This window comes from Citrobacter koseri ATCC BAA-895 (genome assembly GCF_000018045.1).
Lineage (GTDB): Bacteria > Pseudomonadota > Gammaproteobacteria > Enterobacterales > Enterobacteriaceae > Citrobacter_B > Citrobacter_B koseri.
In genome coordinates this window covers 2,233,720-2,260,413 of the sequence record NC_009792.1, presented here as the reverse complement: position 1 = coordinate 2,260,413, position 26,694 = coordinate 2,233,720, and the positions used below count along the sequence as shown (strand labels likewise).

The 26,694-nt window shown below is 53.5% G+C and carries 23 protein-coding genes; 9 read left to right on the top strand and 14 right to left on the bottom strand.

Going from position 1 to position 26,694, the window contains the following annotated elements; translation table 11 throughout:
• Nucleotides 1-56 precede the first annotated feature (56 nt).
• The 5 genes from CKO_RS10335 to CKO_RS23800 all read right to left on the bottom strand — a co-directional run bounded on the left by CKO_RS10335 (nt 57) and on the right by CKO_RS23800 (nt 4,364).
• Nucleotides 57-500, bottom strand: coding sequence for a bacteriocin immunity protein (locus CKO_RS10335; protein WP_232626237.1), 444 nt, complete (start codon nt 498-500; stop codon nt 57-59).
• A 23-nt stretch (nt 501-523) separates the two neighbouring features.
• A complete protein-coding gene (locus tag CKO_RS10330) occupies nt 524-808 on the bottom strand; it encodes a bacteriocin immunity protein (RefSeq protein ID WP_012133282.1) in 285 nt (94 codons plus the stop codon).
• Entirely contained in the window at nt 795-2,537 is a 1,743-nt protein-coding gene (gene tssD, locus CKO_RS10325) for a type VI secretion system tube protein TssD (protein WP_012133281.1), read from the bottom strand. The genes CKO_RS10330 and tssD overlap by 14 nt, the downstream gene beginning before the upstream one ends.
• Nucleotides 2,538-2,767: 230 nt before the next feature.
• Nucleotides 2,768-4,051 carry a citrate synthase gene (locus CKO_RS10320; protein ID WP_012133280.1) on the bottom strand — a complete coding sequence of 428 codons (1,284 nt, stop codon included), beginning with the start codon at nt 4,049-4,051 and terminating at the stop codon, nt 2,768-2,770.
• Nucleotides 4,052-4,256: 205 nt separating this feature from the next.
• Nucleotides 4,257-4,364, bottom strand: coding sequence for a hypothetical protein (locus CKO_RS23800; RefSeq protein WP_418222314.1), 108 nt, complete (start codon nt 4,362-4,364; stop codon nt 4,257-4,259).
• 383 nt (nt 4,365-4,747) lie between these two features.
• Here CKO_RS23800 and sdhC point away from each other — a divergent pair, with 383 nt between their 5' ends.
• The 9 genes from sdhC to CKO_RS10265 all read left to right on the top strand — a co-directional run bounded on the left by sdhC (nt 4,748) and on the right by CKO_RS10265 (nt 15,984).
• Nucleotides 4,748-5,152, top strand: a complete 405-nt coding sequence (sdhC, locus tag CKO_RS10310; RefSeq protein ID WP_012133279.1) for a succinate dehydrogenase cytochrome b556 subunit — start codon at nt 4,748-4,750, stop codon at nt 5,150-5,152.
• Complete coding sequence (gene sdhD / locus CKO_RS10305; protein ID WP_012133278.1) at nt 5,146-5,493, top strand: succinate dehydrogenase membrane anchor subunit; 348 nt, start codon at nt 5,146-5,148, stop codon at nt 5,491-5,493. The genes sdhC and sdhD overlap by 7 nt, the downstream gene beginning before the upstream one ends.
• Nucleotides 5,493-7,259, top strand: a complete 1,767-nt coding sequence (sdhA, locus tag CKO_RS10300; RefSeq protein ID WP_012133277.1) for a succinate dehydrogenase flavoprotein subunit — start codon at nt 5,493-5,495, stop codon at nt 7,257-7,259. Before sdhD ends, sdhA begins: the two co-directional genes overlap by 1 nt.
• Before the next feature lie 15 nt (nt 7,260-7,274).
• Entirely contained in the window at nt 7,275-7,991 is a 717-nt protein-coding gene (gene sdhB / locus CKO_RS10295; RefSeq protein WP_012133276.1) for a succinate dehydrogenase iron-sulfur subunit SdhB, read from the top strand.
• 293 nt (nt 7,992-8,284) lie between these two features.
• Nucleotides 8,285-11,086 (top strand): 2-oxoglutarate dehydrogenase E1 component, encoded by a 2,802-nt coding sequence (gene sucA / locus CKO_RS10290; RefSeq protein WP_012133275.1) that lies wholly within the window; start codon nt 8,285-8,287, stop codon nt 11,084-11,086.
• A 14-nt stretch (nt 11,087-11,100) separates the two neighbouring features.
• Complete coding sequence (gene odhB / locus CKO_RS10285; protein ID WP_012133274.1) at nt 11,101-12,321, top strand: 2-oxoglutarate dehydrogenase complex dihydrolipoyllysine-residue succinyltransferase; 1,221 nt, start codon at nt 11,101-11,103, stop codon at nt 12,319-12,321.
• Nucleotides 12,322-12,450: 129 nt separating this feature from the next.
• On the top strand, nt 12,451-13,617 hold the full coding sequence (gene sucC / locus CKO_RS10280; RefSeq protein ID WP_012133271.1) for an ADP-forming succinate--CoA ligase subunit beta: 1,167 nt from the start codon (nt 12,451-12,453) through the stop codon (nt 13,615-13,617).
• Entirely contained in the window at nt 13,617-14,486 is an 870-nt protein-coding gene (gene sucD, locus CKO_RS10275; RefSeq protein WP_012133270.1) for a succinate--CoA ligase subunit alpha, read from the top strand. The genes sucC and sucD overlap by 1 nt, the downstream gene beginning before the upstream one ends.
• Nucleotides 14,487-15,075: 589 nt before the next feature.
• The gene (locus tag CKO_RS10265) at nt 15,076-15,984 is read left to right on the top strand and encodes a LysR family transcriptional regulator (protein ID WP_024130527.1); all 909 of its coding nucleotides are present in this window, start codon (nt 15,076-15,078) and stop codon (nt 15,982-15,984) included.
• A 283-nt stretch (nt 15,985-16,267) separates the two neighbouring features.
• On the opposite strand, the gene cobO is transcribed toward CKO_RS10265, so the two are convergent.
• From cobO to glmS, 9 genes are all read right to left on the bottom strand, one after another.
• Nucleotides 16,268-16,870 (bottom strand): cob(I)yrinic acid a,c-diamide adenosyltransferase, encoded by a 603-nt coding sequence (gene cobO / locus CKO_RS10260; RefSeq protein WP_012133266.1) that lies wholly within the window; start codon nt 16,868-16,870, stop codon nt 16,268-16,270.
• A 9-nt stretch (nt 16,871-16,879) separates the two neighbouring features.
• The gene (locus tag CKO_RS10255; protein ID WP_012133265.1) at nt 16,880-18,532 is read right to left on the bottom strand and encodes a class I fumarate hydratase; all 1,653 of its coding nucleotides are present in this window, start codon (nt 18,530-18,532) and stop codon (nt 16,880-16,882) included.
• Nucleotides 18,533-18,640: 108 nt separating this feature from the next.
• Nucleotides 18,641-19,948 (bottom strand): dicarboxylate/amino acid:cation symporter, encoded by a 1,308-nt coding sequence (locus tag CKO_RS10250; protein ID WP_012133264.1) that lies wholly within the window; start codon nt 19,946-19,948, stop codon nt 18,641-18,643.
• Nucleotides 19,949-20,115: 167 nt separating this feature from the next.
• A complete protein-coding gene (locus CKO_RS10245) occupies nt 20,116-20,433 on the bottom strand; it encodes a DUF4387 domain-containing protein (RefSeq protein ID WP_012133262.1) in 318 nt (105 codons plus the stop codon).
• Nucleotides 20,430-21,800 carry an acyclic terpene utilization AtuA family protein gene (locus tag CKO_RS10240; RefSeq protein WP_012133261.1) on the bottom strand — a complete coding sequence of 457 codons (1,371 nt, stop codon included), beginning with the start codon at nt 21,798-21,800 and terminating at the stop codon, nt 20,430-20,432. Before CKO_RS10240 ends, CKO_RS10245 begins: the two co-directional genes overlap by 4 nt.
• Nucleotides 21,801-21,803: 3 nt before the next feature.
• The gene (locus tag CKO_RS10235; RefSeq protein ID WP_012133260.1) at nt 21,804-23,045 is read right to left on the bottom strand and encodes a methylaspartate ammonia-lyase; all 1,242 of its coding nucleotides are present in this window, start codon (nt 23,043-23,045) and stop codon (nt 21,804-21,806) included.
• Nucleotides 23,045-24,490: a methylaspartate mutase subunit E gene (locus tag CKO_RS10230; protein ID WP_012133259.1), complete on the bottom strand. Its 1,446-nt coding sequence runs from the start codon at nt 24,488-24,490 to the stop codon at nt 23,045-23,047. The genes CKO_RS10235 and CKO_RS10230 overlap by 1 nt, the downstream gene beginning before the upstream one ends.
• An 18-nt stretch (nt 24,491-24,508) precedes the next feature.
• The gene (gene glmL, locus CKO_RS10225; RefSeq protein WP_012133258.1) at nt 24,509-25,897 is read right to left on the bottom strand and encodes a methylaspartate mutase accessory protein GlmL; all 1,389 of its coding nucleotides are present in this window, start codon (nt 25,895-25,897) and stop codon (nt 24,509-24,511) included.
• Nucleotides 25,897-26,346, bottom strand: a complete 450-nt coding sequence (glmS, locus tag CKO_RS10220; protein ID WP_012133257.1) for a methylaspartate mutase subunit S — start codon at nt 26,344-26,346, stop codon at nt 25,897-25,899. Before glmS ends, glmL begins: the two co-directional genes overlap by 1 nt.
• Nucleotides 26,347-26,694 lie beyond the last annotated feature (348 nt).

Sequence of the window (26,694 nt, the reverse complement as noted above, 5' to 3'; positions counted from 1 at the left end):
CACCTTTATAATAAGATGCTTTGCAGAGTGATATTATTTGTTTTCTAAATGGTTATTCAACTTTTAAGAGAAAAAGGTAACTGTTCTAAAACTATGTTTAACTTTTCAATTAACTCATTCTTATCCCATCCTGAGGATGTTTTTATCATAGGGTGATCCCAATCGCCATCCGATATAACCTGGATAAGAAACTCACCTTTCTCGTCAAGTGAGGGATACCAGCCGATGTCTATGGCAATACCATTATTTTGGGTTAGTTGAAACAAATCTTCATCTAGTCGAATAGCCTCCTCTGATACTGTTTTGGTAAAATCTATAGTAGATAACTCATCGTAAATATTCTTCATATTTTCAATGTGATAGACTTCCTCAAAAATAATATAATTAGTTTCCATTTCGTTAGCTTCATTACCTTTAAGGTCCTTAGAGTTTTCAAAAAACTCATTTAAAAACGCCAAAATTTCAGACTCAGTGTAATCTTTCAGGCAGTTTTTGAACATTATAATATCTCTTGATATATATATCATTTAGAATCTTTAAATAACTCTAAGCCATGAGATGCTCTCCACTTTTTTATTTCCTTAAATATTCCCAAGGGTGAACATTCAATATCATTTGGTGTATTAAAAATCAGTCCATTACCAAGTGGGTGCTGGGTGACTTTGACTACATGTAGTTGTAGGTCATCGATAAATTTACCAAAATCCCTGGCATTTAACCCATGTTTATTCTCAAAAAAGTTAGATAGTAGAGCAATGAACTCTGACTCAGTGTAATCACTTATTTTTTTTCCATTATCTATTAGCATTTTTATGTATTCCTGTATGTAAGCGAGGAGTGGTAATGTTTATATTATCCATATTAAACACTTCTCCGCCATGCTGGATTTCTTCTAAGTGATGAAGTTCAAAAGTCGTTCTGCCGCCTACCTGCTCTGAAGGAATAGGATATGGTGCTAACCCCATTCTTATCAGGGTTTGGTTGGATGGTTTAAAATCCTTCATAAGCTCAGGGCATTCCGACACCGCAAGCCAGAATTCTTCTCTGAAATGGTCAAAGTTGCGAAACGTTCTTCCTCGCAGCTTATCTGCCACCTGTGCAGGTATCGGCGCTCCCAGCCCAGAACTGGCGGCCTCAAGCCAACGACTATTTTCGGGTAAAATTTCGCCGTAACCGGTTGCCGTGCCGGGTTGTTTGCGCGGATCTTCACGAAGATAAACATATATCGGCTGAATGCCTGAATCGGTCGGAAAGACCAGAATATAATCGTTAAAATCGGCGGCATCCGGCACCGGGAACGGGGGCGTGGTGTACTCATTTTTGCCATCCGGGATTGGTGTCACCAGAATGGTTGGCTGATCAAGCGGTGGAACATTGCTTCCGGTGTGATTAGGTAAATCACCAGTCACGGGGTTTTCCGGTGTCCAGGTGATTAACGGCCCGTCTATGTCGTGAGCAGGCGTAAATTCATAGAGATGATGTTCATCATTCCACACCATGTTCGCGACGCGGACGTTTTCATAAGGGGTACCTTCCCCTGTATGTACGCCATAGACCTGCGGTGCGCCGTGAGTGTCGGTACCCCAGAAAAAGCGTACCCGGGTGGTGGCGGTACTTCCGGTTAGCGCTTTCTGTCTGAGGGTCTCTTCGTACCAGTATTCATCACGCCCGGGAACGCGCGCGCTGCCTTCGCCAGCGGACGAAATATACAGAGCGGAAGCCAGGGCTCCCACATAAGGTATCGCTCTTGTCGCACTGAGCGTACCGCTAAGCGGCCACTCTCCCCACACCTGCGCCAGTCCGCCCAGAGCCAGCGGTATGGCTGAGGCTTCAGCGGACTGTGTATATCCGCAACAATCATCGACTGAAGATTGTGCAAAGATCGCCATCTGGCCGAAGTTTTTTGCCGGTTCTTCTGTGTTCCCGGCGTCCGTACATCCTTTCGCTTTCAGGCAGGATTTAGCATAGACCGGTGTGATTTTTGGGAGGTGTTGGCTGGGGGGCGTGATTTTTATTGCCGCTGGTCTGGGGGAACTTACCGGTTGAGGGCGCTGCGGCATAAACAAGTGGTTATATTCAGCGGGAAATGCCAGGTAGTCAAATTCGGTATTGGCGATGAGGTGTTTGCAAAGAATATAATCATATGATACCGCAATCTCTTCGGTATCCAGCTCATTAAGGGCCACATGCGTTTGAATACTTCTTACAGAAGCATTTCTTAGTTGAATATAATAATAGCGTTCCCATCGGCCCGTTCTGTTTATTCGCCAGAAATCAATTTCAATGAACAGTCTTTCATTATTAGTGATTGCATTACAAAATAGCGGGGTGCTTTTATCGATTAATTTGCTGAATCTGAGTCCCTGAAGGTTAATACCTCTTCCTGTATTACTCAATGCGCTGAATAGCGAAAATACGAAGATCTCGTCTTCATGCCCTTTTTGCCAGCGATTACCTGTTGACGAATATGTTCCACATCCCGCCGAAATGTTTCCTTGTTCCTCACCTGTGATTCTCAGGTAAATAATATCGCCCATTCCATTTAGCCTTTACCTGCATCCAATTGTGTCGGATTAAAGATCTAATGGTTTTAAAGGTCAAATAATGCATTAGCTATTGATGCTATGTGAAAGGAAATAGCTATTTTTTCGGCGGTAATATATTGGGAGTGACTGGAGTAATAAAGGTTATATTGGCAAGATGAATATTGTTGCCAGAGTTTCAGTAAATAATAAAGGCCACCGGTGTTACCCGATGGCCAGGATGATTAACGCTTAATATCAGACTTGAAATCGCGCTTTTCGTAGCCGGTGTACAGCTGACGCGGACGGGCGATTTTCATGCCTTCGCTGTGCATTTCGTTCCAGTGTGCAATCCAGCCCACGGTACGCGCCATCGCGAAGATCACGGTGAACATGGAGGACGGAATGCCCATCGCTTTCAGAATGATGCCGGAGTAGAAGTCTACGTTCGGGTAGAGTTTCTTCTCGATAAAGTACGGGTCGTTCAGCGCGATGTGTTCCAGCTCCATCGCGACTTCCAGCAGGTCATCTTTGGTGCCCAGCTCTTTCAGAACTTCGTGGCAGGTTTCACGCATGACGGTAGCGCGCGGGTCATAGTTTTTGTAAACACGGTGACCGAAGCCCATCAGGCGGAAAGAATCATTCTTGTCTTTTGCCCGGCGAATAAATTCCGGGATGTGTTTAACAGAGCTGATTTCTACCAGCATTTTCAGCGCCGCTTCGTTCGCGCCGCCATGCGCCGGTCCCCACAGGGAGGCAATGCCCGCCGCGATGCAGGCGAACGGGTTCGCGCCGGAGGAGCCTGCGGTACGGACGGTTGACGTCGATGCGTTCTGTTCGTGATCGGCGTGAAGAATCAGAATCCTGTCCATTGCGCGTTCCAGCACCGGGTTAACTTCATAGTTTTCGCACGGTGTGGAGAACATCATGTTCAGGAAGTTGCCGGAATAGGAGAGGTCGTTGCGCGGGTAGACGAACGGTTGACCGATAGAATACTTGTAACACATTGCCGCCATTGTCGGCATTTTGGACAGCAGGCGGAACGCGGCGATTTCACGATGACGCGGATTATTCACATCCATCGAGTCGTGGTAGAACGCAGCCAGCGCGCCGGTGACGCCGCACATAACGGCCATCGGATGCGAGTCGCGGCGAAAACCGTGGAACAGACGGGTAATCTGCTCATGGATCATGGTATGGCGTGTGACGGTGGTTTTGAACTCGTCGTACTCTGCCTGGGTCGGTTTCTCGCCGTACAGCAGGATGTAACATACTTCCAGATAGTTAGACTCGGTAGCCAGTTGGTCAATCGGGAAGCCGCGATGTAACAGAATGCCTTCGTCGCCGTCGATGAAGGTGATTTTGGATTCGCAGGATGCGGTAGAGGTGAAACCTGGATCAAAAGTGAACATCCCCTTTGAGCCGAGACTACGAATATCAATAACGTCTTGACCGAGTGTGCCCTTTAGCACATCCAGTTCAATAGCAGAGTCACCATTTAGGGTGAGTTTTGCTTTTGTATCAGCCATTTACGGTCTCCTTAGCGCCTTATTGCTTAAGACTACTCAGTGAGATTTGCTTCGTTACATAAATCAACCGTTACCAGTTTGTTATTTGGCTCGCCGCTCTGCGAAAGAGGAGAAAACCAGGGTACAGAGCAATGGGCGCTTGCAGGTAAAAACAGTTAACTTATGGCGAATTAGCAACAAATCAACAACTTAGCAATCCGAATTATTAAACCTGACTATCACTAATAACTGTCCTGAATAAATTGGTCAATACCGCCACACTGTTACATAACTTATTAGCAGGTGAAAGAGTGACCCCATAACTTTTGCGCATTATATGCCTTTTCTGGTGTTGTTTGTAACAACTTTGTTTAATGTTTGTCAAATCAGATGATTAAAAATTAAATAAATGTTGTTATCGTGACCTATGTCACTGTTCGGGATAAAACCCGACAAACTATATGTAGGTTAATTGTAATGATTTTGTGAACGTCCTATACTGCCGCCAGGTCTCCGGAATACCCTGCAATCCCGAGCCACCCAGCGTTGTAACGTGTCGTTTTAGCAACTGGAAGCAGTGTTTTACATGACGCGCAGTTATAGAAAGGACGCTGTCTGACCCGCAAGCAGACCGGAGGAAGGAAATCCCGTCGTCTTTCTGGCTACAGGTAGATTCACCCTCTGTACCCGAAGTCCAAAGGGAATAATAAGAACAGCATGTGGGCGTTATTCATGATAAGAAATGTGAAAAAACAAAGACCTGTCAATCTGGATCTGACAACGATCCGGTTCCCAATCACGGCGATAGCGTCCATTCTCCATCGCGTTTCTGGAGTGATCACCTTCGTGGCGGTCGGGATTCTGTTGTGGTTATTGGGCACCAGCCTCTCTTCCCCTGAAGGATTCCAGCAGGCATCCGCCATCATGGGGAGCTTCTTTATTAAATTTATTATGTGGGGCATCCTCACCGCGCTGGCGTATCACGTCGTGGTCGGTATTCGTCACATGATGATGGATTTTGGCTATCTGGAAGAAACATTCGAAGCGGGTAAACGCTCAGCCAAAATCTCTTTTGTTATCACTGTCGTGCTTTCACTTCTCGCAGGAGTCCTCGTATGGTAAGCAACGCCTCCGCATTAGGACGCAATGGCGTACATGACTTCATCCTGGTCCGTGCTACCGCTATCGTTCTGACCCTCTACATCGTTTATATGGTGGGCTTTTTCGCAATAAGCGGCGAGCTGACCTTTGATGTCTGGAGCGGTTTCTTCTCATCGGCATTCACCAAAGTCTTCACCCTGCTGGCACTTTTCTCCATCTTGATTCATGCCTGGATCGGCATGTGGCAGGTGTTGACCGACTACGTTAAACCTCTGGCCCTGCGCCTTGTGCTACAGCTGGCAATCGTTGTTGCGCTGGTGGTTTACGTCATTTATGGATTTGTTGTGGTGTGGGGTGTGTAATGAAACTGCCAGTCAGAGAATTTGATGCTGTTGTTATTGGCGCAGGCGGCGCAGGTATGCGCGCAGCGCTGCAAATTTCCCAGAGCGGCCAGACCTGTGCGCTGCTCTCCAAAGTCTTCCCAACCCGTTCCCATACCGTATCCGCACAAGGTGGCATCACCGTGGCGCTCGGTAATACCCATGAAGATAACTGGGAATGGCACATGTACGATACCGTAAAAGGGTCGGACTACATCGGCGACCAGGACGCGATTGAATATATGTGCAAAACCGGCCCGGAAGCGATTCTGGAACTGGAGCACATGGGGCTGCCTTTCTCCCGTCTTGACGATGGCCGTATCTATCAGCGTCCGTTCGGCGGCCAGTCGAAAAACTTCGGCGGCGAACAGGCGGCGCGTACCGCAGCAGCGGCTGACCGTACCGGTCACGCGCTGTTGCACACGCTGTACCAGCAGAATCTGAAAAACCACACCACCATTTTTTCTGAATGGTATGCGCTGGATCTGGTGAAAAACCAGGATGGCGCGGTAGTGGGGTGTACCGCGCTGTGTATCGAAACCGGCGAAGTGGTCTACTTCAAAGCGCGCGCAACCGTGCTGGCGACCGGCGGCGCAGGCCGTATTTACCAGTCCACCACTAACGCTCATATCAACACCGGCGACGGCGTGGGTATGGCGCTGCGTGCCGGTGTTCCGGTGCAGGATATGGAAATGTGGCAGTTCCACCCGACCGGCATTGCGGGCGCGGGCGTGCTGGTGACAGAAGGCTGCCGTGGTGAAGGCGGTTATCTGCTGAATAAACATGGCGAGCGCTTTATGGAGCGCTATGCCCCGAACGCGAAGGACCTGGCCGGTCGTGACGTGGTCGCGCGTTCTATTATGATCGAAATCCGTGAAGGTCGCGGCTGCGACGGCCCGTGGGGGCCGCACGCGAAACTGAAGCTCGACCATTTGGGTAAAGAAGTGCTCGAATCCCGTCTGCCGGGTATCCTCGAATTGTCCCGTACCTTTGCGCACGTTGACCCGGTTAAAGAGCCGATCCCGGTTATTCCAACCTGTCACTACATGATGGGCGGTATCCCGACCAAAGTGACCGGTCAGGCGCTGACCGTGAACGAGCAGGGTGAAGACGTGGTGATTCCTGGCCTGTTCGCGGTGGGTGAGATCGCCTGCGTATCCGTACATGGCGCTAACCGTCTGGGCGGCAACTCGCTGCTTGACCTGGTGGTCTTCGGACGTGCGGCCGGTCTGCATTTGCAGGAGTCCATCGCCGAGCAGGGCGCGCTGCGTGACGCCAGCGAGTCTGACATTGAGGCCTCTCTGGAACGTCTCAACCGCTGGAACAACAACCGTGACGGCGAAGATCCGGTGGTTATCCGTAAAGCGTTGCAGGAATGTATGCAGCACAACTTCTCGGTATTCCGTGAAGGCGACGCGATGGCGAAAGGGCTTGAGCAACTGAAGGTGATCCGCGAGCGTCTGAAAAACGCCCGTCTGGATGACACCTCCAGCGAGTTCAACACCCAGCGCGTCGAGTGTCTGGAGCTGGACAACCTGATGGAAACGGCTTACGCAACTGCGGTATCCGCCAACTTCCGTACCGAAAGCCGTGGCGCGCATAGCCGCTTCGACTTCCCGGACCGTGATGATGAAAACTGGCTGTGCCATTCCCTGTATCTGCCAGAGACGGAATCCATGACGCGTCGTAGCGTCAATATGGAACCGAAACTGCGCCCGGCATTCCCGCCGAAGATTCGTACTTACTAATGCGGAGACAGGAAAATGAAACTCGAGTTTTCGATTTATCGCTATAACCCGGATGTTGATGACGCTCCGCGCATGCAGGATTACACCCTGGAAGGCGAAGAAGGGCGTGACATGATGCTGCTGGATGCGCTGATGCAGCTGAAAGAGAAAGATCCCAGCCTCTCTTTCCGTCGCTCATGCCGTGAAGGCGTGTGCGGTTCAGATGGCCTGAACATGAACGGCAAAAACGGCCTGGCGTGTATTACGCCGGTTTCGGCGCTACACCAGCCGGGTAAGAAGATTGTTATCCGTCCGCTGCCCGGTTTACCGGTTATCCGCGATTTGGTGGTAGACATGGGGCAATTCTACGCACAATATGAGAAGATTAAGCCTTACTTATTGAATAATGGGCAAAATCCACCCGCTCGTGAGCATTTACAGATGCCCGAGCAGCGTGAAAAACTCGATGGGCTGTATGAGTGTATTCTTTGTGCGTGCTGTTCAACGTCGTGCCCGTCGTTCTGGTGGAACCCGGATAAGTTTATCGGCCCGGCAGGCCTGTTAGCGGCGTATCGTTTCCTGATCGATAGCCGTGATACCGAGACCGACAGCCGCCTGGAAGACCTGAGCGATGCATTCAGCGTATTCCGCTGTCATAGCATCATGAACTGCGTCAGTGTATGTCCTAAGGGGCTGAACCCGACGCGCGCCATCGGTCATATTAAGTCGATGTTGTTGCAACGCAGTGCGTAAATAATAACGCCGGTAAGCGCAGTAAATGACAGTCCCGTAGGCCGGATAAGACGTTGGCGTCGTCATCCGGCATATATTGCCCGATGGCGCTACGCTTATCAGGTCTACGGGGCCACCACCGGTTTGAAATGCAGGAAACCTTTAAAAACTGCCCTGATGGTTAGACAGTTTCTAAAGGTTCCTTCGCGAGCCGCTACACAGAGAAGAGCTCGCAAGTGAACCCCGGCACGCACAGCAATGTGCGTGGTAGTATCCACGGCGAAGTAAGCATACAGAATGCTTAAGGGATCACGATGCAGAACAGCGCTTTGAAAGCCTGGTTGGACTCTTCTTACCTCTCTGGCGCAAACCAGAGCTGGATAGAACAGCTCTATGAAGACTTCTTAACCGATCCTGACTCGGTAGACGCTAACTGGCGTTCGACGTTCCAGCAGTTACCTGGCACCGGAGTCAAACCGGATCAATTCCATTCAAAAACGCGTGATTATTTCCGTCGTCTGGCGAAGGATGCCTCACGTTACTCTTCTTCGATTTCCGACCCTGACACCAATACGAAGCAGGTCAAAGTCCTGCAACTTATCAACGCTTATCGTTTCCGTGGTCACCAGCATGCGAATCTCGATCCGCTGGGACTGTGGGAGCAAGAAAACGTGGCGGATCTGGACCCCTCTTTCCACGATCTGACAGAGGCCGATTTCCAGGAAAGCTTTAACGTAGGTTCTTTTGCGATTGGCAAAGAGACGATGAAGCTGGGCGAACTTATTTCCGCGCTCAAACAAACATACTGCGGCCCGATTGGCGCCGAGTATATGCACATCACCAGCACCGAAGAGAAACGCTGGATTCAGCAGCGTATCGAATCCGGCCGCGCTGCCTTCAGCGCGGAAGAGAAAAAACGCTTCCTCAACGAACTGACCGCCGCCGAAGGGCTGGAGCGTTATCTGGGGGCGAAATTCCCGGGGGCGAAACGCTTCTCGCTGGAAGGCGGCGATGCGTTAATCCCGATGCTCAAAGAGATGATCCGCCATGCGGGCAACAGCGGCACCCGCGAAGTGGTGCTGGGTATGGCGCACCGTGGCCGTCTGAACGTGCTGGTCAACGTGCTGGGTAAAAAACCGCAGGATCTGTTCGACGAATTTGCGGGTAAACATAAAGAACACCTCGGCACCGGCGACGTGAAGTACCACATGGGCTTCTCGTCTGATATCGAAACCGAAGGCGGTCTGGTTCACCTGGCGCTGGCGTTTAACCCGTCGCACCTGGAAATCGTCAGCCCGGTAGTGATCGGTTCCGTGCGCGCCCGTCTGGATCGTCTGGATGAGCCGAGCAGCAATAAAGTGCTGCCAATCACCATTCACGGCGACGCCGCAGTGACGGGCCAGGGCGTGGTTCAGGAAACCCTGAACATGTCCAAGGCGCGTGGTTACGAAGTGGGCGGTACGGTGCGTATCGTCATCAACAACCAGGTGGGCTTTACCACCTCCAACCCGCTGGATGCGCGTTCCACCCCATACTGCACCGACATCGGCAAGATGGTTCAGGCGCCGATTTTCCACGTTAACGCGGATGACCCGGAAGCGGTGGCTTTCGTTACCCGTCTGGCGCTGGACTTCCGTAATACCTTTAAACGCGATGTCTTCATCGATCTGGTGTGCTACCGCCGTCACGGCCATAACGAAGCCGACGAGCCGAGCGCAACCCAGCCGCTGATGTACCAGAAAATCAAAAAGCATCCGACGCCGCGTAAACTCTACGCCGACAAGCTGGAAGCGGACAAGGTCGCTACGCTGGAAGACGCCACTGAAATGGTCAACCTCTACCGCGATGCGCTGGATGCAGGCGAATGCGTGGTGAAAGAGTGGCGTCCGATGAACATGCACTCCTTCACCTGGTCGCCGTACCTCAACCATGAATGGGATGAGAGCTACCCGAACAAGGTGGAAATGAAGCGTTTGCAGGAACTGGCTAAACGCATCAGCACGGTGCCGGAAGCGGTAGAAATGCAGTCGCGCGTCGCCAAAATTTACGGCGATCGTCAGTCGATGGCTGCTGGCGAGAAGCTGTTCGACTGGGGCGGCGCGGAAACGCTGGCCTACGCCACGCTGGTTGATGAGGGGATTCCGGTGCGTCTGTCCGGCGAGGACTCCGGTCGCGGCACCTTCTTCCACCGTCATGCGGTGATTCATAACCAGGCAAATGGCTCCACGTATACGCCGTTGCAGCACATTCATAACGGTCAGGGCACCTTCCGCGTCTGGGACTCCGTCCTGTCTGAAGAAGCGGTGCTGGCGTTCGAATACGGTTATGCGACCGCTGAACCGCGCACCCTGACCATCTGGGAAGCGCAGTTCGGCGACTTCGCCAACGGCGCGCAGGTGGTGATCGATCAGTTCATCTCCTCCGGCGAGCAGAAATGGGGGCGGATGTGCGGCCTGGTGATGCTGCTGCCGCACGGCTACGAAGGGCAGGGGCCGGAGCACTCCTCCGCGCGTCTGGAACGTTATCTGCAACTTTGCGCTGAGCAGAACATGCAGGTTTGCGTCCCGTCCACCCCGGCGCAGGTTTACCACATGCTGCGTCGTCAGGCGCTGCGCGGTATGCGCCGTCCGCTGGTCGTTATGTCGCCGAAGTCGCTGCTGCGTCATCCGCTGGCGGTCTCCAGCCTGGACGAACTGGCCAACGGCGCCTTCCAGCCAGCGATTGGCGAGGTTGATGAGCTCGATCCGCAAGGCGTGAAGCGCGTGGTGATGTGTTCTGGTAAGGTTTATTACGACCTGCTGGAACAACGCCGTAAAAACGATCAGAAAGATGTCGCCATTGTGCGCATTGAACAGCTCTATCCGTTCCCGCACAAAGCGGTTCAGGAAGCGCTGAAACCGTACGCCCACGTACATGATTTTGTCTGGTGCCAGGAAGAGCCGCTCAACCAGGGCGCATGGTACTGTAGTCAGCATCATTTCCGTGAAGTGATTCCATTTGGGTCTGCTCTGCGTTACGCAGGTCGCCCGGCCTCCGCCTCTCCGGCGGTAGGGTATCTGTCCGTTCACCAGAAACAGCAACAAGATCTGGTTAATGACGCGCTGAACGTCGATTAATTAAAGGATAAATAATGAGTAGCGTAGATATTCTTGTTCCCGACCTGCCTGAGTCCGTAGCGGACGCAACCGTTGCGACCTGGCACAAAAAACCGGGCGATAGTGTCCAGCGTGATGAAGTGCTGGTAGAAATCGAAACTGACAAAGTGGTACTGGAAGTACCGGCATCGGCTGACGGCATTCTGGATGCGGTTCTGGAAGATGAAGGTACGACGGTAACGTCTCGCCAGATCCTGGGTCGCCTGCGTGAAGGCAACAGCTCCGGTAAAGAGACCAGCGCCAAATCCGAAGAGAAAGCGTCTACACCGGCGCAGCGCCAGCAGGCGTCGCTATCCGAGCAGAACAATGATGCCCTCAGCCCGGCGATTCGCCGTCTGTTGGGTGAACACAATCTCGACGCCAGCGCCATCAAAGGCACGGGCGTAGGCGGTCGCATCACGCGCGAAGATGTGGAAAAACATCTGGCGAAGGCACCGGCGAAAGCGGAAGCCAAGGCGCCGGAAGCTGTGCCTGCCGCACAGCCTGCGCTTGGCGCTCGCAGTGAAAAACGCGTCCCGATGACCCGTCTGCGCAAGCGTGTAGCCGAGCGTCTGCTGGAAGCGAAAAACTCCACCGCGATGCTGACCACGTTCAACGAAGTCAACATGAAGCCAATCATGGATCTGCGTAAGCAGTACGGCGACGCGTTTGAAAAACGTCACGGCATTCGTCTGGGCTTCATGTCCTTCTACGTGAAAGCGGTGGTTGAAGCGCTGAAACGCTACCCGGAAGTGAACGCCTCCATTGATGGCGACGACGTGGTGTATCACAACTACTTCGACGTCAGCATGGCGGTTTCCACGCCGCGTGGTCTGGTAACGCCGGTACTGCGTGATGTCGATACCCTCGGCATGGCGGATATCGAGAAGAAAATCAAAGAACTGGCCGTGAAAGGGCGTGACGGTAAGCTGACGGTGGACGATCTGACCGGCGGTAACTTCACCATCACCAACGGTGGCGTGTTCGGCTCGCTGATGTCTACCCCGATCATCAACCCGCCGCAGAGCGCAATCCTCGGCATGCATGCGATCAAAGATCGTCCGATGGCGGTGGATGGCAAGGTTGAGATCCTGCCGATGATGTACCTGGCGCTGTCTTACGATCACCGTCTGATCGATGGTCGTGAATCAGTGGGCTTCCTGGTCGCCATTAAAGAGCTGCTGGAAGATCCGACGCGTCTGCTGCTGGACGTGTAGTCACTTTTTAGTGTCACCTGCCCTGTAGGCCGGATAAGGCGCTGGTGAGATGCCTGATGGCGACGCAGCCGCGTCTTATCAGGCCTACAGGTTTAAAGATAACGATTACCTGAAGGATGGACAGAACACATGAACTTACATGAATATCAGGCAAAACAACTTTTTGCCCGCTATGGCTTACCGGCGCCGGTGGGTTATGCCTGTACTACTCCGCGTGAAGCAGAAGAAGCCGCTTCAAAAATCGGCGCGGGTCCGTGGGTAGTAAAATGTCAGGTTCACGCAGGCGGCCGTGGCAAAGCGGGCGGTGTGAAGGTTGTTAACAGCAAAGAAGAGATTCGCGCGTTTGCGGAACACTGGCTGGGTAAACGCCTCGTGACCTACCAGACAGACGCTAACGGTCAACCGGTCAACCAGATTCTGGTTGAAGCGGCGACTGATATCGATAAAGAGCTGTATCTTGGCGCGGTTGTTGACCGTAGTTCTCGCCGCGTGGTCTTTATGGCCTCCACCGAAGGCGGCGTGGAAATCGAAAAAGTGGCGGAAGAGACCCCGCACCTGATCCACAAAATCGCCCTCGATCCGCTGGCGGGTCCAATGCCGTATCAGGGCCGCGAACTGGCGTTCAAACTGGGTCTGGAAGGTAAGCAGGTTCAGCAATTTACGAAGATCTTTATGGGTCTGGCGACCATTTTCCTTGAGCGCGATCTGGCGCTGATCGAAATCAACCCGCTGGTGATCACTAAGCAGGGCGATCTGATCTGTCTCGACGGCAAACTGGGCGCTGACGGCAACGCGCTGTTCCGCCAGCCGGATCTGCGTGAAATGCGCGACCAGTCTCAGGAAGACCCGCGTGAAGCGCAGGCGGCGCAGTGGGAACTGAACTACGTGGCGCTGGACGGCAACATCGGCTGCATGGTTAACGGCGCAGGTCTGGCGATGGGCACGATGGACATCGTTAAACTGCACGGCGGCGAACCGGCTAACTTCCTCGACGTAGGCGGCGGCGCGACCAAAGAGCGCGTAACCGAAGCGTTCAAAATCATCCTCTCTGATGACAACGTGAAAGCGGTTCTGGTTAACATCTTCGGCGGCATCGTCCGTTGCGACCTGATTGCCGATGGTATCATCGGCGCGGTAGAAGAAGTGGGTGTTAGCGTACCGGTTGTCGTACGTCTGGAAGGCAACAACGCCGAACTCGGCGCGAAAAAACTGGCTGACAGCGGCCTGAATATTATTGCAGCGAAAAGTCTGACGGATGCAGCTCAGCAGGTTGTTGCCGCAGTGGAGGGGAAATAATGTCTGTTTTAATCGATAAAAACACCAAGGTTATCTGCCAGGGCTTTACCGGTAGCCAGGGGACTTTCCACTCTGAACAGGCGATTGCTTACGGCACGCAGATGGTGGGCGGCGTAACGCCAGGCAAAGGCGGCACCACGCATCTGGGTCTGCCGGTGTTCAATACCGTGCGTGAAGCGGTAGAAGCCACTGGCGCCACCGCAACGGTTATCTACGTTCCGGCGCCGTTCTGCAAAGACTCCATTCTGGAGGCTGTCGACGCGGGCATCAAACTGATCATCACCATCACTGAAGGCATCCCGACGCTGGATATGCTGACCGTGAAAGTCGCGCTTGACGAAGCGGGCGTGCGCATGATCGGGCCGAACTGCCCGGGCGTGATCACCCCTGGCGAGTGCAAAATCGGCATCATGCCGGGCCACATCCACAAGCCGGGCAAAGTGGGCATCGTGTCCCGCTCCGGTACGCTGACCTATGAAGCGGTTAAGCAGACCACTGACTACGGTTTCGGCCAGTCCACCTGTGTGGGCATCGGCGGCGACCCGATCCCGGGCTCTAACTTCATCGATATCCTGAAACTGTTCCAGGAAGATCCGCAGACTGAAGCGATCGTGATGATCGGTGAGATCGGCGGTAGCGCGGAAGAAGAGGCGGCGGCATACATCAAAGAACACGTAACCAAGCCGGTTGTCGGTTACATCGCGGGCGTCACCGCGCCGAAAGGCAAGCGTATGGGTCACGCGGGCGCGATTATCGCGGGTGGTAAAGGTACGGCGGATGAGAAATTCGCCGCGCTGGAAGCCGCAGGCGTGAAAACCGTTCGTAGCCTGGCGGATATCGGCGAAGCGCTGAAAGCCGTAATGAAGTAATTCTCAAAAAGCAGCAATAAGGCCCGACTCCTTCGTGCGACAGGGGAATACCTGAAGCGCGAAGGATGCAGGGCTGGTCCGTTTTCGACATGGTTGGTCACCTTCTGGTGACCTTTTTTTTGCCTGTTTTGCCGCTTAACCGTGTTGAAAATAAGCATCTTGCTGCGGTAAACGTTTACCCGCGCTTATTGTTATTAATATCATCCTGCCAGCAGGTGACGAACAGAAAATTATCAGACACATAAACAGTCGCTTTCTGTTATGCCGCGTGTTAAATCCTCCTTAAATAAACCACAAATAATATTGATTCACCTCGCAACATTTTTTCTCCATAAAACAAGTTAACATGAAAAATTATTAAGAACTTATTAGCACTATTTGCCTGTAATTAACCGCGTTTAAATTGTGTTTATTGTCGGGGTTGAGTATTATTGCTTAATATTTAAACACTGGCAGTGTGCGTAAATCATGGAGTGGATCAATGACATTAGCGGAGAAAATAAAATATAACTCTCGGGGATAATCTGGAGGGTTTGCATTAATTTTTTATAAATTAAACTATTTTTGTACGCTGCATATGGAAGACGTTATGAGAGGAAAGATACCCAAGACCGAATTACTGGTGACTTTTGAAGTGGTGGCGCGTCACGAAAGCTATACCCGGGCAGCAGAAGAGTTGGCGTTGACTCAGAGTGCCGTGTTCCGGCAGGTGAATGCGCTGGAGGATTTTTTACATACCTCGTTATTTAACCATGCTAAAAAGCGAATTTTTTTAAATGCAGCCGGTAAGCATTATCTGAGCATTGTTAAAGAAACACTTAACAAACTTGAACGCGATACCAATACGATAATGACCTGGCAACCCACCGTTCAGGTCATTGAGCTGGCGGTGAACCCAACGTTCAGTACCCACTGGCTGATTCCGAATTTACGTGAATTTAATAAAATAAATCCTGACATTATCGTTAATATTCATTCGCTGGCGAATATTGGCGATTTTCTTAACCGTGAGTATGACGCCGCCATTATGCGGGAAGATTTTTGCTCGCCCTGGTCAGAGGTGGAGTATTTATTTGAAGAGGAAATTTTACCCGTATGCAGTGGCAGCCTTTTACCTCAGCCGAATCAAAAACTGACCGTAGAAGAGTTGCTCAATGAATTTCCCCTTTTGCATCAAAGTACGCGCATCAAAGGCTGGCAGGAATGGTTCGCGCTGTCGGATATCAACAGTCCGCTGGTGAATAAAGGCCCGCGCTTTGATTTATTGTCGATGCTGATTGCCGCCGTGCGTTCTAATCTGGGCGTGGCGCTATTACCCCGGTTTGCGATCCAGCACGATCTGGATAACGGTGAGATGGTGATTCCCTGCGATGTGCCGATGCGTACAGGGAACCGGTTTATTATGACGTGGCGCGAAGAAAAAGCGGAATCCCGGTATTTACAGATCTTCCGTGACTGGCTGCTGCAAAAATCGGTAATCTCAGCGGTGGAGCGCTGATGCCGGATGGCGGCCGATGGCCTTATCCGGCCTACAAGCGGTGAGAACTGATGCCGGATGGCGGCCAATGACCTTATCCGGCCTACAAGCGGTGAGAACTGATGCCGGATGGCGGCCGATGGCCTTATCCGGCCTACAAACGGTGAGGACTGATGCCGGATGGCGGCCGGTGGGCCTTATCGGGCCTACAAGCGGTGAGGGCTGCGGCCAATGGCCTTATCGGGCCTACAAACGGTGAGGACTGTAGGCCTGATAAGCGCAGCGCCATCAGACAAAGGCGCTGCTACCAGTCTATCCCCGCCTGCGCCTGGATGCCGCTATCGAATGCATGCTTCACCGGGCGGACTTCGCTAACCGTATCGGCGAGTTCCAGTAATTGCGTATGACACCCGCGACCGGTAACGATCACGCTCTGCTGTTCGGGACGATTCACAATCGCGGCGATCACGTCCTGGGTGTCCAGGTAGTGATAAGCCAGCATGTACGTCAGTTCATCCAGCACCACCAGATCGTAACGCGGGTCGGCGAGCATACGCCTGCCTTCCTGCCAGACGGCTTCCGCCGCCTGTATATCGGCTTCCCGGTCCTGCGTCTCCCAGGTAAAACCGGTGCCCATAATGTGAAACTCAACGCCAAGCGGTTGCAGCGTGTTGTATTCACCGTTATCCCACTGACCTTTAATAAATTGCGCGACGCCAACGGTTTTGCCGTGACCGACCGCGCGGGTCGCGGTGCCAAAGGCCGCCGTCGATTTTCCTTTACCGTTCCCGGTGAAAACAATCAGGACTCCTTTCTGTTCCGTGGCCGCCGCCACGCGGGTGTCCACCTGTTCTTTCAGTTTTTGCTGCCGCTGGCGGTGCCTGTCAGTATTGGCTCGCGCTTCCATAAATGCTCCTTAATGCCCTGCCGGACAGGTCGCGCAGCGATGTTGCTGCTCAAACTGGCTGAAGAAGTTATTGCCTTTATCATCCACCAGCACAAAGGCGGGCAGGTTTTTGACCTCCATCATCCACACGGCTTCCATCCCCAGTTCGGGATACTCAAGGCAGCGTAAGCTTTTAACGTACTGCTGTGCCAGAAGCGCGGCGGCGCCGCCAATGCTGCCAAGATTGAAGCCGCCATGCTTGTGACAGGCTTCGGTCACTTGCTGGCTGCGGTTGCCTTTCGAAAGCATGATCAAACTGCCGCCCGCCGCCTGGAAGGCGTCAACATAGCCGTCCATGCGCCCGCCGGTGGTCGGGCCGAGCGATCCGCAGGCCTGTTTTTCCGGCGTTTTGGCTGGCCCCGCGTAATAAACAATGTGATTTTTCATGTAGTCCGGCATCGGTTCGCCGTTATCCAGACGCTCTTTAATTTTGGCGTGCGCGATATCGCGGGCGACGACAATCGGGCCGTTCAGCGACAGTCGGGTGCCGACAGGCAGCGTGGAAAGGTTATGCAGGATCTCGCGCAGCGGACGGTTGAGATCGAGCTGTACGGTCTGGGCGCTGTTTTCCACGCGCAGGGATTCAGGAATAAATTTTCCCGGATTGTGTTCGAGTTTTTCCAGCCAGATGCCGCGCTTGTTGATCTTCGCTTTAATATTGCGGTCGGCAGAGCAGGAGAGCGCCATTGCGATGGGGCAGGAGCCGCCGTGACGCGGCAGGCGGATAACGCGGATATCATGAGCGAAATATTTGCCGCCAAACTGTGCTCCGATGCCAAACTCGCGGCTGGCATTGAGCAGGGTTGTTTCCAGAGCCGTGTCGCGAAACGCCTGGCCCAGCTCGTTTCCGCTGGTCGGCAGGGTGTCGTAATATTTGGTTGAGGCCAGCTTCGCCACTTTCAGCGCCTGGTCGGCAGACAATCCGCCAACCACAAAAGCGATATGGTAGGGCGGGCAGGCTGCTGTTCCCAGCGAACGCATTTTTTCGATCAGGAAAGCGGTGAGTTTTTCGGGTTGCAGAATAGATTTGGTTTCCTGAAACAGCGCCGCTTTGTTGGCGGAACCGCCGCCTTTATTGACGAAGAGAAACCGGTATTCGTCACCCGGCGTCGCGCTGATATCAATCTGGGCGGGCAGGTTGGTTTGGGTATTTACCTCGGTGTACATGTCCAGCGGGGCGTTCTGGGAGTAGCGTAAGTTATTTTCCTGGAAAGTGATGTATACGCCTTTGCTCAGGGCTTCGGCATCGTCGCCGCCTGTCCAGACGTGCTGACCTTTGCTCGCCACAATGGTTGCCGTTCCCGTGTCCTGGCAGTTTGGCAGTACGCCTTTCGCCGAGACTTCGGCATTGCGTAACAGTTGCAGCGCGACGTACTTATCATTACTGCTGGCCTGCGGATCGTGCAGGATGCTGGCAATCTGTTTCAGATGCGCGGTGCGCAGGAAAAACGAGGCTTCATAAAATGCCTGTTGGGCCAGCAGAGTCAGCGCTTCAGGCGCGACTTTGATAACCTCTTCACCGTCTAACTCCGTTACCGTAATGTGCTTGTCGCTGAGTAATTCATATTCCGTCGTATCTTTGCTTTGAACAAACGGTTCCTGCCAGACAAATGGTTTAGACATATTAACTTCTCACCTTTAAGTTATTTTTGCCGGACGGCTGTCCGGCCTACAACAATGCGCAAACCGTAGGCCGGATAAGCGTTAGCGCCATCCGGCATCGCTGTGGTATCAGGACATCGCCACTTCTGAGTGTTCGGTTGCCGGGCGCTCCTGTTCCGGGGTTTTGACCGGCGCTTTGCCACGGCAGCCTGCGCCGAAGTGCTCGCCTTCCCAACGACCGACAATCGCCGCACCCATCGCATTACTCATCACGTTGGTGGCAGAACGGCCCATATCGAGGAACGGATCGACGCCCATCAGCAGGATCAGACCGGCTTCTGGAATGTTGAACTGGTTGAGGGTAGCGGCGATAACCACCATTGACGCACGCGGCACGCCTGCCATTCCTTTGGAGGTCAGCATCAGAATCAGCAGCATGGTGATCTGCTCGCCCATGCTCAGTTCAATGTTGCACGCCTGGGCGATAAACACGGTGGCAAACGAGCAGTAGGCCATTGAGCCGACGAGGTTAAAGGAGTAACCGATAGGCAGTACGAAGCTGGCAATCTTGGAAGAGACGCCAAACTTCTCCAGTTTGTCCAGCGTACCGGGGAAAGCCGCTTCCGAGCTGGACGTGGTAAAGGCCAGCAGCGCGGGTTCGAAGATTGCTTTGGTCAGACGACTGATGCACGGCCCGACAATCATTGTCGACAGGCCAATCAGGATCGCCCACAGCATCCCCAGCGTCAGGTAGAACTCGCCCATGAAGATCCCGGCGCTGACCATCACGCCCAGACCGCGTTCAGCAATCAGACCGGAGATGGCGGCAAAGACGGTCAGCGGCGCAAACAGCATCACGTAACCTGTCAGCTTCAGCATGACGTGCACCAGCGAGTCGAGCACTTTAACAATGGCGGCGCCTTTTTCACCAACAGCGGCCAGGCTGCAACCGAGGAAAATGGAGAACACCACAATTTGAAGGATCTCGTTGCGCGCCATCGCATCGATAATGCTGGTGGGCACGGCGTGCGAGATAAAGACTTTCAGCGTGAAGGGTTCAGACTGCACGGCGGCAACCGCGCCTGCGTCGTGTGCCACAAAGTTAATGCCTGCGCCTGGCTGGAACATATTGACGATGACCAGACCCAACGCAATAGACAACAATGAGGCGCAAATAAACAGGAAAAAGGTTTTAGAGAATATACGCCCCAGCGTTTTGGCATCGCCCATTTTGGCGATCCCCACCACTAATGTTGAAATAACCAGGGGGGCAATAATCATTTTTACCATGCGCAAAAATATGGTGGTAAAAATAGAGATGTCCTGGGCGTACGATTTTGCTGTTTCAGCCGATGCCATATTATTAATGGCCACCCCGGCAATCATGCCGAGTATCAGGCCTAATATGATCATTTTGGTTAAACTTATTTTTTTCATGTTTGCTCCATCGGATAATGGTTGGAGAATAATGTGTAGGGCAGCGCATACCCGAACGCAGACAACCGCTCAGGTACGCGCTTGTTATGACCAACCGCATGAATAATCAGGAAAACAGTGATACAGCAAAATCCTGTATCCTGATGGCTGTTGTTGTATTGTTATGACTACAAGTCGAAGGTAATACTTAATAGCGGCGCGTGTTGCTGCGCGCCATAAACATCATTGTCACCAACGTTGCCGGAAATAATATCGCGCGGCATGACAATTTTTACCGCATTTGCTGGATCAAACCAGACAATGCGATGAATAAAATCAGGCTCGACGTTATATAAACGGGCAATAAGCTGCGGCGTTAATTGTTCCGATGCTTTTACCCGCTGATAGTCTTCCCGGGTTTTAAACAAAATATCTAAAACCAGTTCGTACGGTCCGGCGTTTTTGGAACGAATCACCTGCGCCAGTGAGCAAATAGAGTGTTTCATGCCTGAACTCCTTCCGGCGTCACCTGTTCGAGGTGGAAATCAAATTGCAGCGCGTCGCTCGCTTCAATCAGGTGATAGATTGAAAACTCATACACTGGCCCGCTTTGAATATCGGAAGGCGAGAACGGGAAGGCGAGGTTGCCCGCCGTCGCAATCCGGTTTTCATAGCCGTAGTGCAGGAGGGTGGAACGCACCAGCGAACAGACGCTGTTGGCGATATCCTGCGTCGGCGCGACCACGTCGAGTAATATGCCCAGTTCGTGCCCGGCGCTCTGCATCGGTTCGTGATTGCCCATCACCCCGTTCTTACCGTACAGGTGGAACGTCATGCGGATGCTGTCATCATTCAGCGAGAGGTTACGCGCCACGCTGGTTTTCACCTCTTCGAGAATGGTGTCAATGCTGGCAATCATGATCGGGTCGCGCGTCCCGGCGATGGTCAGACAGCGGAAGCCCACCTGACGCGCGCCTTCCAGCTTCAGCGCGTACGGCGTCTCTTCGTGACGGGAACCGCTGACGTAGACCTCGCCCTCGTTGACCGCTTTGAAGCTGCACCCTTTCAGATTCAGCACGCCGCCCGGCCCCGGCAGGTAGTACGGATCGGATTTCTCATACAGGGTGTGCGCCGCCGCAGAGGTTTCGGTGAACTTGCGCTTTGGATTGAACGTTTTGAGCGTAAAGCCGTTATCGTCAATGATCCCCATCGCGCAGTCGGAACCGGAACCCGGCGTCGCGGCGATGGCCGCGCACTCAAGGATCTTGCCGCAGTGCAGCGCCAGACCTTCATCAAAGCCCTGCATGATCGGCAGCGCCGCGAAGCAGGCCGGATCGTAAGCGCGTCCGCCCAGCACCACCTGCGCACCGGCTTTCAGCGCCCGCTGGAAAGGTTCGATGCCCATTTGCGCGACGATATAGGTGCTTTGGTCGATCGCGTCGTGGGTCAGTTCCGGGACGAAATCCAGCGCGGTGATTTTGCCGTTATCCAGCGCCTGGTGAACGATCGCTTTATCAACATCTGACGGGATAAGCGCCATCGAGAACGACAGTTTCTCTTCCTGCGCAATCTCAAGGATTATCTGGCGACACCACTCCAGATGCGGCGCCGCGCCGGAACCTCCGGCAGTGCCGATCACCACCGGGATGTTGTTTTTCACGCCTGCGGTGATCATATAGCGCAGATCGCGTTTCACTCCCGCCCTGTCGGTAAAGGGTTTCCCTGCCCCCAGGTAGTGGGGGCCAGGATCGGAGGAACCGGCGTCAACGGCGATCAGATCCGGCGACTCCTCCATCGCTTTGCGAAAGCTCTCTTCCGGGAAGCCATAGCCCAGAATGGCCGTCGGCGATAAGATCTTAAATGTGCGTGCCATTTCTCAATCCTTTGTCTGCAACAGCGCGATGGTACGGTTCATCTCGTTAAACACGATGTTGAGACCTTCATCGAAGCCCATACCCGGTTTCACCAGCATCCGCATCGGGCGCGCGGCCAGCGCGACATGTACGCAGGTGCGGGCGCTGATCTCGGTTTCGTTACAGGTGCCGCCCTGATAGGCTTCCATCCCGTGTTTGTTGCAATAGAGCACGGCGTCAACGATGTTGTGAATGCCGCCGAGATCCGGGGTTTTGATCTGCACCATGTGGCAACTGCCCGCGTCAGTGAAATCGACGATGTCCTGATAGGTGTTACACCATTCGTCAGCGACAATTTTCACGCCGGAACCGAGGCGGGTCAGCTCTTTGGTGATCGCGGTCAGCAGACGGATCTGATCCGGTTTGTTACCGGCATCCACCGGGCCTTCAATGTACAACGGCAGACCCTGCGCTTCTTTCTCCAGGCTGGCGATGTACTCCGCGCAGCGTACCGGGTCCATATCGAAGATCAGGCCGATGGTGCCGTAGACATCAATATGCAGCGTCGGGTGATAGCGTGGGCTGGTGCGCAGGCTCAGGATGCGATCGGACAGCCAGCGTACATACTCACGCAGTTTCTCGCCCTGAAAGCCCAGTTTCTCTTCCACGTTGTTGATCAGCGCATGCGGCAGCACGTCAACGCCTTTGAGGATCATCTTATCGACGGCGATATAGCGATCGTCGCCGCTCTGACCAAATAACGGAATCGCTTCCGGGACGCACGGCAACTGCCATTCATCGCAAACCACTTCTGCTTTCAGACGACCGGACGCCAGCGCGGTGGCGTCGAGCAGCGCCTGCGACAGGCCGTAACGCACGGCGGTGTGCAGCAGATTGCCGTCAATGCGCAGCTTGTCGAAGAAGCGGGCGTTCGGCAGGAATGCATCGACATCACGACCTTCCAGCAGCGGTTTAATGTGATCGTTCAGGAACGGAATAAAGTGCTCCGCCAGGAACAGCGGGTCACGACCGCCAGCGCCGGAATACTGCACGGCGGCGCAGTCACCGACCGCTACCGCGCCATTTTCCAGAATCAGCTGTACCGAGATGCACTCGCCCGCCTGACGCACAGAGGTAAAGCCGGGCGTGACCGGCGCGCCGGTATAAATGAATCCATCATGACCCGCGCCGTTTTTAATCGCCTGCTGATCGTCGAAATAGAATGAGGAGTAGCCAGCGGTGAAAAGGGCCTGTTTAATTTTCATTATGGTCTTCCTATTAATTGACTGTGGGATACCGCGTTGATGTCATCAACAACCATCTGGAATGAGGGCTTGCGTCCTTCAAAATGGGCGCGCTCAGCGACGTAATCGTGGTGCAGGGCGAGGATATCTTTCGGCAGCGGAACCGCACCGGCTTCAAGGATGCGAATGGCGCCGGAGTTATCGCGAACCGGCAGGATTTTGCCTGCGTTACAGGAGGCCGGGGCGAAAGGTACGTCCAGCACGCCAGCTTCAAAAGCCAGCACCGTGCCGCGCGCCACATCGCCGTTACCCAGCTCAAAGACTTTTTTCAGCACCGCACGGACTTCGCACTTAATCAGTTCGACTTCCTGTTCCACGGCCGCGCACGGCGGGAATTTCTGGTCGCTGACCATATTGAGCATCTGGCGAGAGGCTTTAAGCCCCTGGGCGTTTGCGGCGGCCGTTGGGATACCGAAGGCTTCGTGCGGACTCTTGGTGATCACTTTGGTCGCGCCGGACATACCCGCCACCGCCGCGCCCCAGGAGATAATGGCGAACGCTTTGGATTCATCTTCCGGGAAGCCGCCCATCCACTGGTGGAAGACGGTGCTCAGTTCGTAATCATCAAAGCCGTAGTTCTGGAAATATTCGTGGGACAGTTCGCGCAGTGACTGAATGGCGGCGATATCCTGCGTCAGGCTGCCCACCTGGCCATAGCCGACGGTAATCGACTTCACGCCCTGTTCCAGCGCCAGCAGACCTTCGATGATGGCGACCGCGTGGGACATAAACGGCGGGATCAGCGTGCCGGTCAGCGGGCCGAACGGCTCGCGGTTAATGCGGATGCCGTGCTCTTCATACATTCCCATCAGACGGTCGCAGTACTGCCAGTCGCGGATTGATTTTTCCAGCGTGACGCGCTTGGCGTAAGGAATGTTGTAGGAGATGCCGCCGCCTTCGTAGCTGGTGAAGCCGCTGGCCATCGCGATTTCCGCCAGCAGTCGCGCATCCGGCGTACCGTGACGAACCTGAATGGGTTTTTCCAGCGCTTCCGTCATCCGGCGGCAGGCAGCAACGCCGTGGTTGACAACCGGCAGGCCGTTCAGCTTAGAGGTGCCTGCTTCGATGGATTTTTGAATACCGATCGCCGCTTCTTCGTAACGGTTCAGACGGGTATAGGCATCGATGGTGCTGGGAAGCAGATCGCACTCTTCCTGCAACGTTTTGAGCAGCGCGATGTGTTCATCCATCAGCGCCACGCCCGCGCGCGGCTGGCTGAGCGTTTTGCCTTCCTGATCGGCTTTTAACAGGGCGTGAGAAAAGCGTTTTTTCTCTGGAATGGTTTGCTGATACTTCACGCCATCTTCAAAATTCTCGACGTCCTTGCCGGTATGCCAGGTTTGCAATACCTGATGCCGCTCGGTCATGAATTCGTCATGGGTTAATTTTTTATTTCGGAGTTCCATTCGTAGCTGCCTTAGGTTTTATAGGGTTAAACATTGAATACTGGTGCGAGCGGCGAGCTGCGGGTACAGCCTGGCGACGTTCGCCAGCAGAGGAAGCAAGCCTTTTGAATCGCGGTAATAGTCAAACTGCCCGGGTAAGAGAATGCGTCTGCCGTCATCGTCCAGCTCGCGGTATTTCAACCAGCGATGGATGTCGAACTGACTGGCGCGGGAGAGCCATCCGCCGGAACCGACAACTTTGCGAACGGTGGTGAGGTCGCGCCCCATCTGTAAGTCGACGTTGCCCACGCAGGTGCAGACCTGCTTTTTGGTGCCCGCGTGACGTTCGCTGGCATAACCCACGCACAGCCCTGCCAGCAGGGCGTCGAAGAATTTCTCTTCGTCGCTGCGGGGAAGGTAATCGGGGTGGGAAACCAGGTGGCGCAGATAGCCGTAAAACGCCTCCTGACGCTCAGGCTGTTGGGCAAACACGACGTTTACCATCTCCTGGGTGCTTTCTCCGACCACAAGGGCAGAGACGCGCATCCCGAGATCGCCTTCAACGGTGCGTTTGACGAACGGTTCCGGCACGCCATGCAGCACGGTATCGGGAGAGAGCATATTGGCGCAGGCGGAGTACACGTCGGTGGTGGCGCCGCCCATATCGATCAGCATGAACTCTTTCCATGCGCTGTCGATGTCGCTGATGGCTTTAACCAGCTCGTAGACGGTCCACGGCGTTGGCATCGGCTCTTCGCCGGTTTCGCCAACAATCACGTCCAGCCCTTTGCCTTTCACGATGCGGGACAGGAACAGATCGCAAATGGCCTGGCGGGCGGCATACGGATTCGGGTGATCGAGGTCGGGCAGAATGTTGTCTACCGTGGTCAGATCTTTGTGCCCCAGAATGGCCTGTACCTCATCCTGAATGTCACGGTTTCCGGCATAAATAATCGCGCAATCCAGATTTGAGTTCGCCAGCGCGCGCGCATTCGCCAGGCCGTAGCTTTCTTCGCCGCCATCCGTACCGCCGGTAAACAGCAGGATGTCCGGCGGCGAGTTTTCTAACGCCTGGATGTCATGGCGGTTGAGCTTATACGCGTAATATTGCGCGATCTTCGCCCCCGCTGAGTGGGCAGTAACTTTTGCGGATTCCAGCGTGATAGACGGCACCAGCCCCATAGCGGCGACGGCGAGCCCGCCTTTTGCCGATGAGGAGTATTTCAACTGCACTTCGCCGCTTTTCAGCAACGGACGGGCATCGGCGACATTCAGCACCTGATTCAGACTGGCAAAAAAACCGTCTGCCAGATGGTATGTGGTGGTTGGCGTCAGGACATGGTTCACCAGGGTTAACGCATCCCCCTCCCTGGCGAAGAGGGCGGCTTTGGTCCATGTCGAGCCGATATCGACAGAGACGATTTGCATCAGATGGCCTCTTCAAGGCAGCGCTGTTCAACACCATGACGCGGGTTAATGTCCCCGGCCATTAACCGGCACACATCTTCCAGATCATGACTTGGCGCAAAGACGCGGTTAAAGCCCATCTCTTTAAACTTCGCTTCCACGTCGGCAAAGTCATGTTTACCCACCACCAGATTGCCGCCGACATAGAGCAGAATGTCACCAATACCGCGTTCGATGCAGCGTTCACGTAAACCGAGGCAGTCGATATCGCCGTGGCCGTAAATGGATGACACGACAATTGCATCGGCGCCGGTTTCGATTGCGGCATCAATATATTCATCCTGGCTTACCATGACCCCCAGATTGATTACGCGAAAATCATGGGCAGTAAAAACGCGATCCAAAACTTTATTGCCTACTGCATGGCAGTCAGCACCAATGACGCCAATAACAAGTGTTGATTTTTTCATGAGTAATCCTCTGTAGAGCTGATGAACAAAAGGTAAGAGTCTTCGTTTAATATTGCGCACTCAGGTTTCTGCAACCTTTTAATAGTCATGGAGTGTCTGTGCAGGCGGGAAGGGATGCAATTGATCTATTTTCAAAATATCTTTCTTAAAACTAATGTTCTTAATTAATCATTGGAAGGGTGTTTGTTATCAATGAGTTATTATTGATTGTCCAGCTCTGGTTAATTTAATTGGAACAGGGGGTTAATAAATAATATGCTGTGTTTGTGATCGCGGTCTTATTTATTTTTGCAAACGGTTATTGAGAGATAAATATAATACAAAGGCAAAACTGTGAGTTAAATAACG

Coding starts and splice junctions, on each gene's coding strand:
- CKO_RS10335 (WP_232626237.1), bottom strand. CDS start 500: ATGTTCAAAAACTGCCTGAAAGATTACACTGAGTCTGAAATTTTGGCG.
- CKO_RS10330 (WP_012133282.1), bottom strand. CDS start 808: ATGCTAATAGATAATGGAAAAAAAATAAGTGATTACACTGAGTCAGAG.
- tssD (WP_012133281.1), bottom strand. CDS start 2,537: ATGGGCGATATTATTTACCTGAGAATCACAGGTGAGGAACAAGGAAAC.
- CKO_RS10320 (WP_012133280.1), bottom strand. CDS start 4,051: ATGGCTGATACAAAAGCAAAACTCACCCTAAATGGTGACTCTGCTATT.
- CKO_RS23800 (WP_418222314.1), bottom strand. CDS start 4,364: ATGCGCAAAAGTTATGGGGTCACTCTTTCACCTGCTAATAAGTTATGT.
- sdhC (WP_012133279.1), top strand. CDS start 4,748: ATGTGGGCGTTATTCATGATAAGAAATGTGAAAAAACAAAGACCTGTC.
- sdhD (WP_012133278.1), top strand. CDS start 5,146: ATGGTAAGCAACGCCTCCGCATTAGGACGCAATGGCGTACATGACTTC.
- sdhA (WP_012133277.1), top strand. CDS start 5,493: ATGAAACTGCCAGTCAGAGAATTTGATGCTGTTGTTATTGGCGCAGGC.
- sdhB (WP_012133276.1), top strand. CDS start 7,275: ATGAAACTCGAGTTTTCGATTTATCGCTATAACCCGGATGTTGATGAC.
- sucA (WP_012133275.1), top strand. CDS start 8,285: ATGCAGAACAGCGCTTTGAAAGCCTGGTTGGACTCTTCTTACCTCTCT.
- odhB (WP_012133274.1), top strand. CDS start 11,101: ATGAGTAGCGTAGATATTCTTGTTCCCGACCTGCCTGAGTCCGTAGCG.
- sucC (WP_012133271.1), top strand. CDS start 12,451: ATGAACTTACATGAATATCAGGCAAAACAACTTTTTGCCCGCTATGGC.
- sucD (WP_012133270.1), top strand. CDS start 13,617: ATGTCTGTTTTAATCGATAAAAACACCAAGGTTATCTGCCAGGGCTTT.
- CKO_RS10265 (WP_024130527.1), top strand. CDS start 15,076: ATGAGAGGAAAGATACCCAAGACCGAATTACTGGTGACTTTTGAAGTG.
- cobO (WP_012133266.1), bottom strand. CDS start 16,870: ATGGAAGCGCGAGCCAATACTGACAGGCACCGCCAGCGGCAGCAAAAA.
- CKO_RS10255 (WP_012133265.1), bottom strand. CDS start 18,532: ATGTCTAAACCATTTGTCTGGCAGGAACCGTTTGTTCAAAGCAAAGAT.
- CKO_RS10250 (WP_012133264.1), bottom strand. CDS start 19,948: ATGAAAAAAATAAGTTTAACCAAAATGATCATATTAGGCCTGATACTC.
- CKO_RS10245 (WP_012133262.1), bottom strand. CDS start 20,433: ATGAAACACTCTATTTGCTCACTGGCGCAGGTGATTCGTTCCAAAAAC.
- CKO_RS10240 (WP_012133261.1), bottom strand. CDS start 21,800: ATGGCACGCACATTTAAGATCTTATCGCCGACGGCCATTCTGGGCTAT.
- CKO_RS10235 (WP_012133260.1), bottom strand. CDS start 23,045: ATGAAAATTAAACAGGCCCTTTTCACCGCTGGCTACTCCTCATTCTAT.
- CKO_RS10230 (WP_012133259.1), bottom strand. CDS start 24,490: ATGGAACTCCGAAATAAAAAATTAACCCATGACGAATTCATGACCGAG.
- glmL (WP_012133258.1), bottom strand. CDS start 25,897: ATGCAAATCGTCTCTGTCGATATCGGCTCGACATGGACCAAAGCCGCC.
- glmS (WP_012133257.1), bottom strand. CDS start 26,346: ATGAAAAAATCAACACTTGTTATTGGCGTCATTGGTGCTGACTGCCAT.